A 13,349-nucleotide genomic window follows, 5' to 3' on the forward strand; every position below is an offset into this window, starting at 1 on the left:
CACTCGTTCCGACGACTTAGACGGCTACTTAGTAAGTCACTCCGATGTCCTACTACAGAAGGACTAGGTCTGCGAGTAAGATCAGGCATACCTGTGAGAGAAAGTGAGGAGGGGGCCAACGCGAAATAGTCTCGGAGCTCTCTCGTCTCGTTTTCATAATCCCCTGCGTGATTCTCCCCGTCCATACGGTAGTCGTCGACATCCACGACGACTGGGAATCATAAGTCAGGGTGCAGTCAGTACGTGCTAATGGCGCGTTCCGACGAACTGCAAACCGATAGCAAAGTGAATATCGATGACGTGTTGACAAAATTGGCGGAGCTCGAGGCGATCGTCGATAGAGAGGAAGAGTTAGAACAAGTGCGGGAAACGATGCGAACCGCGCGACACGTTCGCCCCCACGGCGTGATCGGTCGATTCCAAGGCCAATTCGGCCCCCGTGATGCCGGGGAAGCGCTGGTCGGGAGTTTCGTCTTTGGGATGCCGATGATAGTCGAGGATGGCGCACTCGAAATTGGACGGTTCATTGCGGGTCGTCCGTCGTTTCTCTGCCTGACGGCCCTCCTGGGAATGGCTCTCGTTTTCGGTGTGTTGCACGCCGGTGAATTCGAACGGGTTGGCGAAGACCGGCTTTTGGGAGTCATGCCGTTACGGCCAGTTGCCATTATCAGTATCGCTGGAGCGTCGGCTATCGGCCTGATGACGATCTGGGGTCGGGTGTCGTGGAGTGAGCCGATGGTCGCGGGGAGTCAGACGTTGCTGATCGGTATCGTCATGAGTGTTGGTGCTTCTCTCGGTGATATTCTGCCAGAGTGATATTCAATAATGATGTACTTAAATTTTGATGCAAAGATGGGAATATAGGAGAGTAAGACACGTATCAAATCTATCTTCCGAGGTTGTGACAGAGATCCTGTCGTTTCCCTATGGCAATCACAGTAAGCGGTTCTCCGCAACTCGGGCAGTTGAGTTTGACTCGGGCGACGAACTCTTCATCATCTGAACTGGCTTCGACAGACGTCTCGGAGGAGTCGTATTCTCCAGCGAGTCCGTTGCCACAGGCTGGGCAGTCTAATGGATCCTCTCCCATGCTGTTGGGCTTTGCTAGCCCGTGGCATAATTTCACCTGCTAGACACGACGAGTGAACTCACGCTCGAAGCACCACCGTTATCTCGTCTACGATGTGGCCTACATGATCGGCAAGACGCAGAGCGACACTTCTACGCGAACTCACCACCGAGCACCGCGTAGCGTGTGCGAGGCCCGCGAGTCCGCGGTACGTGGGGTTACCACGGATTTGAACTAGGGAGTGGAGCGAAGCGGAACGACCGAAGTTCAAATCCGGGCGGTCGCATTTTCTGTGCGACGAACGCACGTGAGGAGCCAGAAATGAACAGCGGCCGGTTTGAGCCAGCGAGCGAACGGAGTTCTCGTGAGCCGGAGGCGAACGAGAGCACGGAAGAACGGAGTTCTTCCGGAGTGAGCGAGTGAGGTTCAAATCCGGGCGGTTCTCCCTCTTCCCGACGTAAAAACGGGGACGAGAGGACATACCGCGGCCTCTCGGGAGTCTTCCGATTCTCCGAACATCGGCAAATTTTATCTATATACTGAAACAATGTCCGACCCACACGTACATAGAGGACCCAAAACGGCCAAAATCCATTAATAGAGCGGCACTAGAGAGATAGTCCATGATTGATACGTTTGCGCGGCTGGCGACCGCGCTCGGCGTCCGTCCCTTGGCGGCGCGGGGGTACGGACTCGCCAAGGGCGTGGAGTACCGCCTCCACGGCGAGACGTACGCCGTCGAAGTCGGCGACGCCGCCGCGGAGTTTCGCATCCCGACGAGAAACGAGTTCTCCGACCTCGATACGCTCGAAGAACGGCCGGTGCTCGAAGCGCTCTTGGGCGAACTCCGCCCGGACGACGTGTTCTACGACGTCGGCGCGAACGTGGGACTGTACTCGTGTCTGGCCGCCGACGCGGTCGAACCGCCCGTCTTCGCCTTCGAACCCCACCCGGAGAACGCCGACCGGTTGGCGCAGAACGTCGCTCACAACGGCGCGAACGTCTCGCAGTACCGGTACGCACTCGCCGCCGAGGAGGGGACGGCCGAGTTGGCACTTGCGTTGGACAAGGTGGGGTCAGCGGGACACAGTCTCGTCGGCACGCCCGGAAAATCCGGATACGGGCGGGTGGAGGTGCGAAAACGCCGCGGCGACGAACTCGTCGAGTCGGAGGGACTGCCGGAGCCGACGGTGGTGAAGATCGACGTGGAGGGGGCGGAACACAAGGTTCTCGACGGACTGGCGGAGACGCTTTCTCGCCCGTCGTGCCGCCTCGTCTACTGCGAGGTGCACCCCGAACACCTCCGGATGGCCGGGTCGTCGGTGGCCGACGTTCGGGACCGACTGGAGGCGTTCGGGTTCGCCGTCGAAGACCGGTCGATTCGGTCCGGGCAACCGTTCCTCCGGGGCGAGAAGTGACGGCCGTACGTTCATAACCCATCGCGGGACCACACCCCGCGTGCCACCCGAGTCGATTCCGTTCTCTCACCTCGCCCGCGCGGCGTACTGTCCGCGGCAGTTGTACTACGCCGAGAAGTACGACGACCACGAACCGCCCGCGGAGGTGGAGTCGGTCCGCGAACTCGCGTTCCGATACCGCGAACTCGGCGACGCGTCCGCGGACGAACTCGCCTCCCTCCCCATCGACGTCTCGCCCGCCTCGTACCGCGAGCGTCTGGATTCGCTGGCCGCCCGCGACGACTGGGCTGAACTCGCCGACCCGACGACGCGGGACGCCTTCCTCTCCGGACGGGACTGTCACGGCGTCGCGCACAAACTCCTCGAAGTCGGGGACGGCCCGCCGATACCGACAGTCGTCTCGCCGGGGACGCCGCCGGAGAACGGCGTCTGGAAGCCCCAACGCGTGCGCGCGGTGGCGGCGGCGAAGGCGTTGGCGTGGGAGCGAGAGCGAGAGATACCCCGCGCACTCGTGGAGTACCCCGCCCACGGCATCGTGCGGACGGTTCGGCTGACGACCCGGAACAAGGGCGCGTACCGCCGGACGCTGTGGACCGTCCGTTCGACGGAAGGCGTCCCCTCGCGGGTGGAGAACAGAGAGAAGTGCCGCGAGTGCGCGTACCGAACGCGGTGCGGCACGAAAACCCGGTCGCTGAAGACGATGCTGGGGTTGTGAACCGTCTCGTTACTCCCGTTCGTCCTCGTGGGCGGCCAACCACGACTCCACCTCGTCGGCCATCGCGCCGCGCCGGTGGACGACGCCGCGCCCGGGGTCTACGACCGTGCTCGGGAGTCGTTCGTCCTCGTTTTCGTCGGCGGCGAGTTCGCCGATATCGCGAGACTGCGTCTCGCGGTTCGGTGGACGCAGTTCACCGATATCCACGACGGCCCCGACGGCCGACCGGAGTTCCTCGTCCAACCGGTCGGGGTGGGTGACGCTCGGTTCCCCGCTCACGTTCGCACTCGTCGCAGTCACCGGCGTCGGCGCGGCGCGGCGGAGGAGTTCGAGGGCGACGGCGTGGTCCGGGACGCGGACGCCCACCCGGTCGCCGCCCGCCGTGAGTTCGTCCGGCAGTTCGTCGCCGCGTTCGACGACGACGGTGACCGGGCCGGGGAGGAACTCGCGCATGAATCGCTCCTCGAACGGCGTCACCGAGACGTATCTGAGCGCCGCGTCAACGTCCGGAACGGCCATCGAGAGCGGTTTCTCCCGGGGGCGGTCCTTCGCCTCGAAGGCGCGTTCGACCGCCGCGGCGTTCGTCGCGTCCGCGCCGAGGCCGTACACCGTCTCCGTCGGGTAGACGACGAGTTCCCCGTCTTCGACGGCGGCGGCGGCGGCGTCGAGCTCCTCGTCGGTAGCCGTGGTGTCGTCGGTGGGCGGCATAGTCGTCGGGGACGAGGCGACGAACGAGAAAAAGCGTGCCGAAGCGGTCAGGCGTGCTCGGAGACCGCGTCTTCGAGTTCGTCGTAGTCGGGGAAGTCCGGCCACTCCGCGGCGACCCACTTGTACTGCACCGTTCGGTCCTCGTCCACGACGAACGCCGAGGGGCGGTGTTCCGTCACGCCGGCCATGCCGTCTAACTCGTTCTCGATGCCCCAGTCGGCGGCGACGCCGGCGTTCGGATCCGAGAAGAGGCGCGCGTCCACGCCGCGTTGCTCCAAGAACGTCTTGTGCTCGTACGGCGAGGAGATGGAGACGCCGACGGTGGTCAGCTCCTCGGGGAACCCCCTGTCGCGAATCTCGTTCCAGACGTACGTCGAGGGGAACGCGCCGTCGGCGGGGTGGAACACGAGGAGGACCGGTCCCTCCGCGGTGAGTTCCGACAGCGACGCGTCCTGCCAGTACTCGTCGTTCACCAACGGGCGCGTGAAATTCGGCGCTTCCTCGCCGACGTCCGGCGCGTCCGGGTCGGGGAGTTCGACCACCTCGAAGTCGGGCATCAGGCCGCACCCCCGTCGCCGTACGTCTTCTGGAGGTACTCCACGATGTTCGCCGACTCGGACATCGTGACGCCGGTGTTCTCGTCGATTATCGCCGGGACGGTCCGCTTGCCCGAGATGCGCTTGACCGCGTTCCGGTCGGAGTGCATCGGTTCGACGAACCGGGACTCATACGGAAGGTCGAGTTCCTGCAGGACCCGAACTACCCGCTCGCAGTAGGGGCACGCCTGCAGGCGATACAGCGTTATCGCCGGGTTGTCGCCTGCCATGGTCGCGTGTACGGACGACGCGTCCCTAAGACCTTCGCTCGCGGGAACCTACGCTGCGAGCGGCGGTACCCGCCAAAATCGTACGTTCGTGGACTCAGACCGAGGGTAAGCCTTAATTCCGGGGCCGGACAATGGAACGTAGTTGCATGGGTTTGCCGCCGCTATACACACACACCGCCGCCGGGGCTATCGTTCCGGGCGGTGCGAGTACGCCCGACACCGGATCTCTCGTCGGGATTGCATCGGCTACAGCATCGGTGCTCCAACCGGTGCTGCAGTCAGTCCCCGTCAACGATACGACCGTCACCGTCGCCGGTGCGGTCGCTATCGTGTTTCTCATCGGTCTCTCTGCGTTCTTCTCCTCCTCGGAGATAGCGATGTTCTCGCTGGCGAAACACCGCATCGACTCGCTGGTGGAGGAGGAGCTACCCGGCGCGAAGACGGTGCAGAGTCTCAAGTCTAATCCGCACCGCCTGCTGGTCACCATCCTCGTCGGGAACAACATCGTCAACATCGCGATGTCCTCTATCGCGACGGCACTGGTTGGCATCTACTTCGACCCCGGCACCGCGGTGCTCCTCTCGACGTTCGGCATCACGACGCTCGTGTTGCTGTTCGGCGAGAGCGCCCCCAAGTCCTACGCGGTCGAGAACACCGAATCGTGGGCCCTCCGAATCGCCCGCCCCCTGAAGTACTCCGAGTACGTCCTCTTACCGCTGGTCGTCTTCTTCGACTACCTCACACGCGCGATAAACAAGGTGACGGGCGGTCGGTCGTCCATCGAGACGTCGTACATCACCCGCGACGAGATACAGGGCCTCATCGAGACGGGCGAACGCGAGGGCGTCATCGAGGAGGAGGAACGCGAGATGCTCGACCGCATCTTCCGCTTTAACTCCACCATCGCCAAGGAGGTGATGACGCCGCGCCTCGACATGAACGCCGTCTCGAAGGACGCGACCATAGACGAGGCCATCGAGACGTGCGTGCAGGCGGACCACGAACGGGTCCCCGTCTACGACGGCAACCTCGACAACATCATCGGCATCGTCAACATCCGCGACATGGTCCGCGAGAAGTTCTACGGCGAGGGCGACGGCGAACTCGCGGACATCGTCCAACCAACGCTGCACGTCCCCGAGTCGAAGAACGTGGACGAACTGCTGACGGAGATTCAGGACCAACGGATGCAGATGGTCATCGTCATCGACGAGTTCGGGACCACCGAGGGCCTCATCACCCTCGAAGACATGGTCGAGGAGATCGTCGGCGACATCCTCGAAGGCGACGAGGAGGAGCCCTTCGAATTCCTCGACGACCGGACGACGCTGGTCCGCGGCGAGGTGAACATCGACGAGGTCAACGAGGTGCTCGAACTCGACCTGCCGGAGGGCGAGGAGTTCGAGACGCTGGCGGGGTTCATCTTCAACCGCGCGGGCCGGTTGGTCGAGGAGGGCGAGGAGATAGCGTACGACAACATCACCATCCGCATTGAGCAGGTGGACAACACCCGCATCATGAAGGCCCGAATCACCAAAGCGGAGACGCCGCCGGAGGACGAACAGCAGGAGTTAGAGAGCGAACCGTAGCGCCGGGTCGTCGAACGTCTCTTTCAGAGGACCGAACTGACGGCGAGGAACACGCCGTAACTGAGGGCGAACGCGAGGGCGAGCGACCCGGCCCACGCGAGAACCGTCTTCAGCATCTTGTCCCGGCTGACGCCGCTTCCCCCGGCGGCGTAGCCGCTTCCGATGATGGCGCTGACGATTATCTCGTTGAAGGAGACGGGGACGCCGAGGGCGACGGCGGCCTGGGCGATGGCGAAGGAGGGAATCATCGCCGCGATGGAGCGTCGCGGGCCGAGCGAGGAGTAGTCCTGCGCGAGCGCCTTTATCATCCGCGGCGCGCCGGTCCACGACCCCGCCAGGAGGCCGAGTCCGCCGCCGGCGAGGACGACGACGAGCGGAATCGTCACCGCGTCCAGGAGGGGAACGAGCGGTCCGATGGCGAGGCCGACTTGACTCCCGCCGGCGGAGAACGCGACGAGGCCGCCGAGAAAGAGGAGGAAGTGGCGCTGACCGGCGGCCGGTTCGCGCATGTCGAGCGAGACGACGGCGGCGGTGAGCAGAGCGAAGAGCAGGGCGACGCCGACGGTTCCGAGGTCGATTCCGCCGACGGTGACGGTCGGGAGGAAACTCGCGGCGTACCCCGCGAGCGACATCCCGCCGGCGTCCGCCGGGCCGAGGAGCGCGAATCGGATGTTGGCCACGAGGAAGCCGACGATGCCCCCCAAAACGGGGACGGCGACCCGTTCGGACACCGACTCGCTCCGGAGGAGGCGCGCGGTGGCGTAGGCGGTGCCGCCGCCGACGAACGGGGTCAAAACCCACAGGCTCACGATGACTTGGTACTTCTCCCACGCGGGCGCGCCCCCGTTGGCCAGTCCGACGCCGACGACGGCCCCGGTGACGGTGAACGCCGTCGCGATGGGGTAGCCGGTGAAGACGCCGACGGCGACGAGTGCGGCCGCGGTGACGAGCGCGACTATCGAGGCGGTGGCGGTGAGGACCGACCCGAGAACGAGTTCGTTGCCGACGGCCTGCGTGACGTTCGCACCCTGCAACACCGCGCCTGCGAACCCGAGCAGGCCGACGACGAACCCGGCGCGCATGATGGAGATGGCGTTCGCGCCGACGGCGGGCGCGAAGGGCGTCGAACCGGACGACCCGGCCCCGATGGCCCACGCCATGAACAGGCTCGCGAGAGAGGCGACGACGAGCGTCAGGAGGACTCCTGTTGCCACCATGGCGGCGGGCTACTTCCCCCGATATCCCTCGTCGAAGCCATCGCGGAGTCCGGTCAGCGTTCGGCGAACGAAGAGGTACATGAAGAAGACGAAGGCGAGAAGGACCACCACCAGTCCCACAAGGACGGGATTCCCCGCGACGAACTGGAAGAACCCATCGACGAGACTCTGCAGCGGACGGGCGAACATGGCCGGGGCTTTCCGGGGGAGAGGTATAGCCGTTTCGCCGCGGCGACGACGCCGCCGCCACCGAAAGAGAGAAGAGTAATAACATATGAGGAGGATGAACGTTCCAGATGGCGGGTATTCTTCCCTCCCGACCAGACCCGCCGGACGACGACGACAAGGAGCCTCGCGTGGTGGGGATAGACAGCGAGGGCGTCGAGGACCTACTCTCGGCCATCTCCTCGGACACCGCGCGGTCGATTCTGGCCGAACTCCACGAGGAACCCGCGACGCCCTCCGAGGTGGCCGACCGGGCCGGCACGTCCATCCAGAACGCCCAGTACCACCTCGAGAGGCTGACCGACACCGACCTCATCGAGGAGTCCGGGACGGCGTACTCCGAGAAGGGGCGCGAGATGACCGTCTACGCGCCCGCCGACCGCGCCCTCGTCGTCGTGGCCGGGCAGGAGGACGACGCCTCGGGACTGCAGACGGCGCTCTCGCAACTGCTCGGCGGCCTCGGCGTCGTCGCACTCGGGAGCGTCGTCGTGGACCGACTCGCGCGACGCGGCGGCCCCGCCTTCTCCATCGGCATGACACGCGGTGGCGGCGGGTCGGCGGGCGGCGCGGGAGGTGCGGAAGGCGGCGGAGGCACGCAGACGAACCTCTCCGGGCAGAGCGTCGAGACGAACGCGACGACGGGAACGGACGCCGCGGCGGCGACCACGGCGCGGAGCGGAACCACCCCCACGCCGTCTGGCGACGTCGACGAACAGGGCTCGTCGGCCCACCAGACCATGTCTGGTGACGTTGCCGAGACGCGAAACGCCTCGTCCGCCAACCGGAACGCTTCGCGTTCTGGTGACGACGGCTTCCACATCGCGGAGGTGACGGAGTCGCCCTCGGAGACGGCGACGGAGGCGGCGCGGACGGTTCCGGAGACGGCGGAGGCGACGCGGCAACCGACGGAGGCCGCCGCCTCGACGGCGACGCAGACGCCCGCGGAGACGGCGACCGAGGCGGCCCAGACGATCACCGACGCGGCGGCGGGGTCCGGCGACCCGGCGGCGGCGTTCGGCGCGGCCGTCGCGTCGCTCTCGCCCGGCGAGTTGTTCCTCCTCGGCGGGGTGGTGACCGTCCTCGCCGTCGGCGCGTACTGGTGGATGCGGGGGTGAGCGACGCTCCGCGGTCTTTTCGGCCGTCGGACGGGGGCGGCAGCGTACCGCTCACCGTTAGCTAAAACGGACGTTTCACTTTACGGAGCCTATATCGTACCGCGGACGGTACGTTGAATCGCAGGCGCACGGCGCTTCGGCCCTCCATCGTACCCGAACCGTGTCGAGATCACGCCATTCGGTCTCGCCGGGTTCGAATCGCCAGATTCGAACCGTCGTCCCCGACGTCGGGCGGCACGCCGGTTCCCCACCGGCGACGCGGGCGCGGACCCCACCCCCCTGCCCCGCCGCGCCCGCACCGTCCGCCCGCGACGCGACACCGTCCCCCGCTGACCCCCCGTTCCATCGTCGCGTCGCCGGGACGACCCGTGCGGCCTGTACCCTGTCCCGTTTCGCGGCCCTCCCCCGGGCCGCACGTGCCTCCCCCTGGCACGTTTTCCGTTCTCCGAGCGTTCGCCTCTCACTCCCCGGTCGGGGGTATCGTGAACGTCTCGAACGCGTCGCCGTCGGTTTCGACGAGGCGGCCGCGGACGCCGCCGTCCGGCAACGCCTCCAACTCCGCGTGCGCCGCCCGGTGGCCCCGCGGTTGGGCGTGACTTCCCGGATTGAGAAGCGCCACCTCGCCCGTGGCGTCGAACGTCGGGCGGTGACTGTGTCCGAACAGAACCACGTCCGCGCCGCGTTCCCGCCCGAACAGCGATAGCGCCGTCGGGCCGCCGCGTCGCGTGTGGGTCATCGCGAACGTGAGGCCGCCGTAGGTGAACGTCCGGGCCTCCGGGAGGCGTTCGCGGATTCCGGCGTCGTCGTTGTTGCCGAAGACGCCGAAGAAGCGGTCGGACTCCGCGACGAACTCGTCGAGGACCGACTCGCGCATGAAGTCGCCGGCGTGGGCGACGACGTCGGCCTCTCGGACGGCGTCTGCGGTGCGACCGGAGAGGCGGTGCGAGTCGGTGCTGTGCGTATCGGAGACGACGACGAGCATCGAATCGGTGTACGGGGGCGAGGTAGAGGTATCTTCCGACCCGCGGGCGGGGAAAACCCTCTTACCGCAGACGGGAGAGGTGGAGGACATGGCAGAGAGTAAAGGCGTCGTGATCGCCGCGCTCATCGCCAACGGAGCCATCGCGGTGCTGAAGTTCGGCGGCTTTCTCCTCACGAGCAGCCCGTCGATGCTGTCGGAGACGTACCACTCCATCTCCGACACCGGGAATCAGGTGTTCCTCCTCCTCGGCATCCGGTACAGCGAACGGAAGGCCGACAGGGAACACCCCTTCGGCTACGGGAAGGCGCAGTTCTTCTACTCGTTTCTCGTCTCCGTCCTCCTTTTCGGCATCGCCGGCTGGGAGTCTCTGAAACACGGCTACGACGCCGTCGTCCACGGCGGGCACGCCCTCGGCGGCACCGTCTCCGCCCTCGGGGCGACGTTCCCCGCGTGGTACGTGAACATCGCCGTCCTCCTCGGGGCCATCGGATTCGAGAGCTACGCGTTCAAGAAGGCGTCCGACGAACTCCACCGGCAGATACGCGAGTACGAGTGGAACGGCATCTACGACGCGTTCAAGAAGACCAGCGACGTGACGACGCTGACCGCGTTCACCGAGGACGCCGTCGCCCTCGGCGGAGCGATAATCGCACTCGTCGGTATCGCCCTCACGGAACTGACCGGCAACCACATCTTCGACGCGATGGGCGCGGTGTTCATCGGCATCCTGCTGATGGGGTTCGCCGTCGCGTTGGCGCTGGAGAACAAGCGCCTCATCCTCGGCGAGAGCCTCCCGGCGGAGGTGGAGACCGACCTCCGGCGGATCGTCACCGACCACCCCGGCGTCGTCGAACTCGACGCGTTCAGCACCGTCTTCGTCGGCCCGCAGGACATCCTCGTCACCGCCGACGTGAGTTTCGACGACGAACTCGACACCGGCGACTTGGAGGAGGACATCTCCGAGATAGAGCGGAAGTTGAAGGCCGAAGACGGCCGCGTCAACCACGTCTTCATCGAACCCGAACTGTAGTCGCGTCAGACCGCGACGCCTTCGACCGCTTCTCGGATCCGCTCTATCGCTTCCTCGACGTCCCCGCTACTCACGTCGAGGTTCGTACAGAAGCGCGTCAGGTACTCGCCGTGCGCGCCGCCGAGGACGCCCCGTTCCTCGCAGGCGGCGACGAACTCCTCGGCGGTCACGCCCGCGTCCCCGGTGGAGACTTGGACGATGTTCGTGTCGGGCGTCGGCGCGGAGAGGCCCTCGATTCCGTCGAGTCCGGCGGCGAGGCGGCGGGCGTTCTCGTGGTCCTCCGCGAGTCGGTCCACGTTGTCGAGAGCGAGGAGGCCCGGCGCGGCGATTATCCCGGCCTGCCGCATCCCGCCGCCGAACAGTTTTCTGACGCGGCGCGCCTCGTCGACGAACGCCTCGCTCCCGGCGAGCATCGACCCGACGGGCGCGCCGAGGCCCTTCGAGAGGCAGAACATGACGGAATCGACGTCGCGGACCATCCGTTCTGGTTCGACATCGAGGGCGACGCAGGCGTTGAACAGGCGCGCGCCGTCGAGGTGGACGGGGACGCCGAGTTCGTGCGCCGCCTCCGCCGCGGCGTCGATGTCCTCGGGTGGGACGGCGACGCCGCCGCGGGCGTTGTGCGTGTTTTCGAGGGACAGCAGACCCGTCCCCGGGCGGTGGAGGCTCTCTTCGACGTAGCCCTCGCGCACCTGTTCGGGCGTCGGAACCGCTCTCTCGCCCGCGTCGAACGTGCGGACCTGCAGGCCCGACAGTTGCGCGAGGCCGCCGAGTTCCCACCGGTAGACGTGCGACTCCCTCTCGACGAGAATCTCCTGCCCGCGTTCGGTGCGGACGCGCGCGGCGATTTGGTTCCCCATCGTGCCGGAGGGGACGTAGAGGGCGTCCTCGGTGCCGACGGCGTCCGCGGCGCGCGCCTCCAGTTCGTTCACCGTCGGGTCGTCGCCGTACACGTCGTCGCCGACGGCGGCGTCGCGGGCCGCCTCCCGCATCTCGTCGCTCGGGCGCGTCACCGTGTCGCTTCGAAGGTCGATGGGCATGGCTCACCCATTCCGAACGGGCGAAGAAATAGGCGGTGGTCCGGCGGTCACCGGGGGAAGGCCGCCGGAGCGTGCGGGGTCGAAGCGCGCCCCTCGACCGAGGCGGGAGTGCGAAAGGGGTTTGAACGCGACGAGAGTGAGAGGGGACATGGACCCGCGCATACGCGAACACGCACAGACCATCGCGGACCACTCCGCCGACATCCGGTCCGGCGACGACGTGGTGATAAGCGCTCCCGCCGTCGCCGAGGAGCTCGTCGTCGCCCTCCACGAGGCGTGCGCCGAACGCGGGGCGAACCCCGTCTACCTCAACAGCAGTTCCCGCGCCACCCGCGCGTTCCTGAAGAACCGCGACGGGGAGTTCGAGACGCCGGACCACCTGCTTTCGCTCTACGAGGAGATGGACGCCTTCGTCGCCGTCCGCGGAGACGTGAACGCGACGGAGCAGTCGGACGTGGACCCGGAGACGAACGCCGCGTACCGGCGGGCGATGCAACCCGCCCTCAAGGAGCGTCTGTCGAAGCGGTGGTGTCTCACGCAGTTCCCCGCCTCGGGGAGCGCGCAGTTGGCGGGCATGAGCACCGACGCCTACCAGAACTTCGTCTGGGACGCCGTCAGCCTCGATTGGGACGCCCAGAGGGAGCACCAAGCGCAGATGGTCGATATCCTCGACGACGCCGACGAGGTGCGGATCAGATCGGGCGAGGAGACGGACGTGACGATGAGCGTCGCGGGCAACTCGACGCTCAACGACTACGGCGAGAAGAACCTGCCCGGCGGCGAGGTGTTCACCGCGCCCGTCAAGGAGTCCGTCGAGGGCGAAGTCCACTTCGACATGCCCCTCTACCGGCAGGGGCGGGAGATAGAGGACGTCCGCGTCCGGTTCGAGGACGGCCGCGTCGAATCGTACAGCGCCGGACGCAACGAGGAGGTCCTCGACGGCGTCTTCGAAACCGACGAGGGGGCGCGCTACCTCGGCGAACTCGGCATCGGGATGAACCGCGCCATCGACCGGTTCACGTACAACATGCTGTTCGACGAGAAGATGGGCGACACCGTCCACATGGCCGTCGGTTCGGCGTACGCCGAGTGCGTCGGCGAGGAGAACGAACTCAACGAGAGCGCGGAGCACGTCGATATGATCGTGGACATGTCCGAGGACTCCGTCATCGAGGTTGACGGCGAAGTCGTCCAACGCGACGGCACCTTCGTGTTCGAAGAGGACTTCTGAGGCAACGGCGGCCGTTCCGTCCGAGTTCTCGGAGAGGTGAACCGACCGCTCTAAAGTTCAGATAACGAACACACCCGCCCGAAGAACTCGGAAATCGGAGGGTACGTCGCGCCGAGAGCGCCCTTATGCTGGTAATTGAACGGTCCAAATAATTTATGGCAATGTATCAGAAAAGCGGACCCAC

At 66.0% G+C, this 13,349-nt stretch carries 14 protein-coding genes; 7 read left to right on the forward strand and 7 right to left on the reverse strand.

Features of this window, described 5'->3' with window-relative positions; translation table 11 throughout:
• Positions 1–249: 249 nt before the first annotated feature.
• The 3 genes from ACFQEV_RS17935 (at position 250) to ACFQEV_RS17945 (ending at position 3,202) form a co-directional block, all read left to right on the forward strand.
• Entirely contained in the window at positions 250–816 is a 567-nt protein-coding gene (locus ACFQEV_RS17935) for a hypothetical protein (RefSeq protein WP_379698993.1), read from the forward strand.
• Positions 817–1,692: 876 nt separating this feature from the next.
• Positions 1,693–2,487 carry an FkbM family methyltransferase gene (locus ACFQEV_RS17940; protein ID WP_379698995.1) on the forward strand — a complete coding sequence of 265 codons (795 nt, stop codon included), beginning with the start codon at positions 1,693–1,695 and terminating at the stop codon, positions 2,485–2,487.
• Positions 2,488–2,527: 40 nt separating this feature from the next.
• Entirely contained in the window at positions 2,528–3,202 is a 675-nt protein-coding gene (locus ACFQEV_RS17945; RefSeq protein WP_379698997.1) for a CRISPR-associated protein Cas4, read from the forward strand.
• Between the two features lie 9 nt (positions 3,203–3,211).
• On the opposite strand, the gene ACFQEV_RS17950 is transcribed toward ACFQEV_RS17945, so the two are convergent.
• The 3 genes from ACFQEV_RS17950 to ACFQEV_RS17960 are packed head-to-tail and all read right to left on the reverse strand — an operon-like array spanning position 3,212 to position 4,736.
• On the reverse strand, positions 3,212–3,910 hold the full coding sequence (locus ACFQEV_RS17950) for an L-threonylcarbamoyladenylate synthase (RefSeq protein ID WP_379698999.1): 699 nt from the start codon (positions 3,908–3,910) through the stop codon (positions 3,212–3,214).
• 47 nt (positions 3,911–3,957) lie between these two features.
• The gene (locus ACFQEV_RS17955; protein ID WP_379699001.1) at positions 3,958–4,467 is read right to left on the reverse strand and encodes a redoxin domain-containing protein; all 510 of its coding nucleotides are present in this window, start codon (positions 4,465–4,467) and stop codon (positions 3,958–3,960) included.
• Positions 4,467–4,736, reverse strand: a complete 270-nt coding sequence (locus ACFQEV_RS17960) for a glutathione S-transferase N-terminal domain-containing protein (RefSeq protein WP_379699003.1) — start codon at positions 4,734–4,736, stop codon at positions 4,467–4,469. Before ACFQEV_RS17960 ends, ACFQEV_RS17955 begins: the two co-directional genes overlap by 1 nt.
• Before the next feature lie 146 nt (positions 4,737–4,882).
• On the opposite strand from ACFQEV_RS17960, the gene ACFQEV_RS17965 reads away from it, so the two are divergent.
• Positions 4,883–6,325, forward strand: a complete 1,443-nt coding sequence (locus ACFQEV_RS17965; RefSeq protein WP_379699005.1) for a hemolysin family protein — start codon at positions 4,883–4,885, stop codon at positions 6,323–6,325.
• A 23-nt stretch (positions 6,326–6,348) separates the two neighbouring features.
• On the opposite strand, the gene ACFQEV_RS17970 is transcribed toward ACFQEV_RS17965, so the two are convergent.
• The gene (locus ACFQEV_RS17970; protein ID WP_379699007.1) at positions 6,349–7,542 is read right to left on the reverse strand and encodes an inorganic phosphate transporter; all 1,194 of its coding nucleotides are present in this window, start codon (positions 7,540–7,542) and stop codon (positions 6,349–6,351) included.
• A gap of 9 nt (positions 7,543–7,551) precedes the next feature.
• On the reverse strand, positions 7,552–7,731 hold the full coding sequence (locus ACFQEV_RS17975; RefSeq protein WP_379699009.1) for a DUF7859 family protein: 180 nt from the start codon (positions 7,729–7,731) through the stop codon (positions 7,552–7,554).
• Between the two features lie 107 nt (positions 7,732–7,838).
• Here ACFQEV_RS17975 and ACFQEV_RS17980 point away from each other — a divergent pair, with 107 nt between their 5' ends.
• Positions 7,839–8,882, forward strand: coding sequence for an ArsR/SmtB family transcription factor (locus tag ACFQEV_RS17980; protein ID WP_379699011.1), 1,044 nt, complete (start codon positions 7,839–7,841; stop codon positions 8,880–8,882).
• 460 nt (positions 8,883–9,342) lie between these two features.
• Here ACFQEV_RS17980 and ACFQEV_RS17985 read toward each other — a convergent pair whose 3' ends face one another.
• Entirely contained in the window at positions 9,343–9,864 is a 522-nt protein-coding gene (locus tag ACFQEV_RS17985; protein WP_379699013.1) for a metallophosphoesterase, read from the reverse strand.
• Positions 9,865–9,952: 88 nt separating this feature from the next.
• On the opposite strand from ACFQEV_RS17985, the gene ACFQEV_RS17990 reads away from it, so the two are divergent.
• Positions 9,953–10,894, forward strand: coding sequence for a cation diffusion facilitator family transporter (locus ACFQEV_RS17990; protein ID WP_379699015.1), 942 nt, complete (start codon positions 9,953–9,955; stop codon positions 10,892–10,894).
• Positions 10,895–10,899: 5 nt separating this feature from the next.
• Here ACFQEV_RS17990 and ACFQEV_RS17995 read toward each other — a convergent pair whose 3' ends face one another.
• On the reverse strand, positions 10,900–11,934 hold the full coding sequence (locus tag ACFQEV_RS17995) for a threonine aldolase family protein (RefSeq protein WP_379699017.1): 1,035 nt from the start codon (positions 11,932–11,934) through the stop codon (positions 10,900–10,902).
• Between the two features lie 148 nt (positions 11,935–12,082).
• Here ACFQEV_RS17995 and ACFQEV_RS18000 point away from each other — a divergent pair, with 148 nt between their 5' ends.
• Positions 12,083–13,165, forward strand: a complete 1,083-nt coding sequence (locus ACFQEV_RS18000; protein WP_379699019.1) for an aminopeptidase — start codon at positions 12,083–12,085, stop codon at positions 13,163–13,165.
• The last annotated feature ends 184 nt before the right edge of the window (positions 13,166–13,349 follow it).

It is taken from the genome of Halopelagius fulvigenes (assembly GCF_042662625.1).
GTDB lineage: Archaea > Halobacteriota > Halobacteria > Halobacteriales > Haloferacaceae > Halopelagius > Halopelagius fulvigenes.

What these genes read in the sequence shown, in the direction of transcription:
- ACFQEV_RS17935 (WP_379698993.1), top strand. Translation starts at nt 250, where the DNA reads ATGGCGCGTTCCGACGAACTGCAAACCGATAGCAAAGTGAATATCGAT.
- ACFQEV_RS17940 (WP_379698995.1), top strand. Translation starts at nt 1,693, where the DNA reads ATGATTGATACGTTTGCGCGGCTGGCGACCGCGCTCGGCGTCCGTCCC.
- ACFQEV_RS17950 (WP_379698999.1), bottom strand. Translation starts at nt 3,910, where the DNA reads ATGCCGCCCACCGACGACACCACGGCTACCGACGAGGAGCTCGACGCC.
- ACFQEV_RS17955 (WP_379699001.1), bottom strand. Translation starts at nt 4,467, where the DNA reads ATGCCCGACTTCGAGGTGGTCGAACTCCCCGACCCGGACGCGCCGGAC.
- ACFQEV_RS17960 (WP_379699003.1), bottom strand. Translation starts at nt 4,736, where the DNA reads ATGGCAGGCGACAACCCGGCGATAACGCTGTATCGCCTGCAGGCGTGC.
- ACFQEV_RS17965 (WP_379699005.1), top strand. Translation starts at nt 4,883, where the DNA reads ATGGGTTTGCCGCCGCTATACACACACACCGCCGCCGGGGCTATCGTT.
- ACFQEV_RS17970 (WP_379699007.1), bottom strand. Translation starts at nt 7,542, where the DNA reads ATGGTGGCAACAGGAGTCCTCCTGACGCTCGTCGTCGCCTCTCTCGCG.
- ACFQEV_RS17975 (WP_379699009.1), bottom strand. Translation starts at nt 7,731, where the DNA reads ATGTTCGCCCGTCCGCTGCAGAGTCTCGTCGATGGGTTCTTCCAGTTC.
- ACFQEV_RS17980 (WP_379699011.1), top strand. Translation starts at nt 7,839, where the DNA reads ATGGCGGGTATTCTTCCCTCCCGACCAGACCCGCCGGACGACGACGAC.
- ACFQEV_RS17985 (WP_379699013.1), bottom strand. Translation starts at nt 9,864, where the DNA reads ATGCTCGTCGTCGTCTCCGATACGCACAGCACCGACTCGCACCGCCTC.
- ACFQEV_RS17990 (WP_379699015.1), top strand. Translation starts at nt 9,953, where the DNA reads ATGGCAGAGAGTAAAGGCGTCGTGATCGCCGCGCTCATCGCCAACGGA.
- ACFQEV_RS17995 (WP_379699017.1), bottom strand. Translation starts at nt 11,934, where the DNA reads ATGCCCATCGACCTTCGAAGCGACACGGTGACGCGCCCGAGCGACGAG.
- ACFQEV_RS18000 (WP_379699019.1), top strand. Translation starts at nt 12,083, where the DNA reads ATGGACCCGCGCATACGCGAACACGCACAGACCATCGCGGACCACTCC.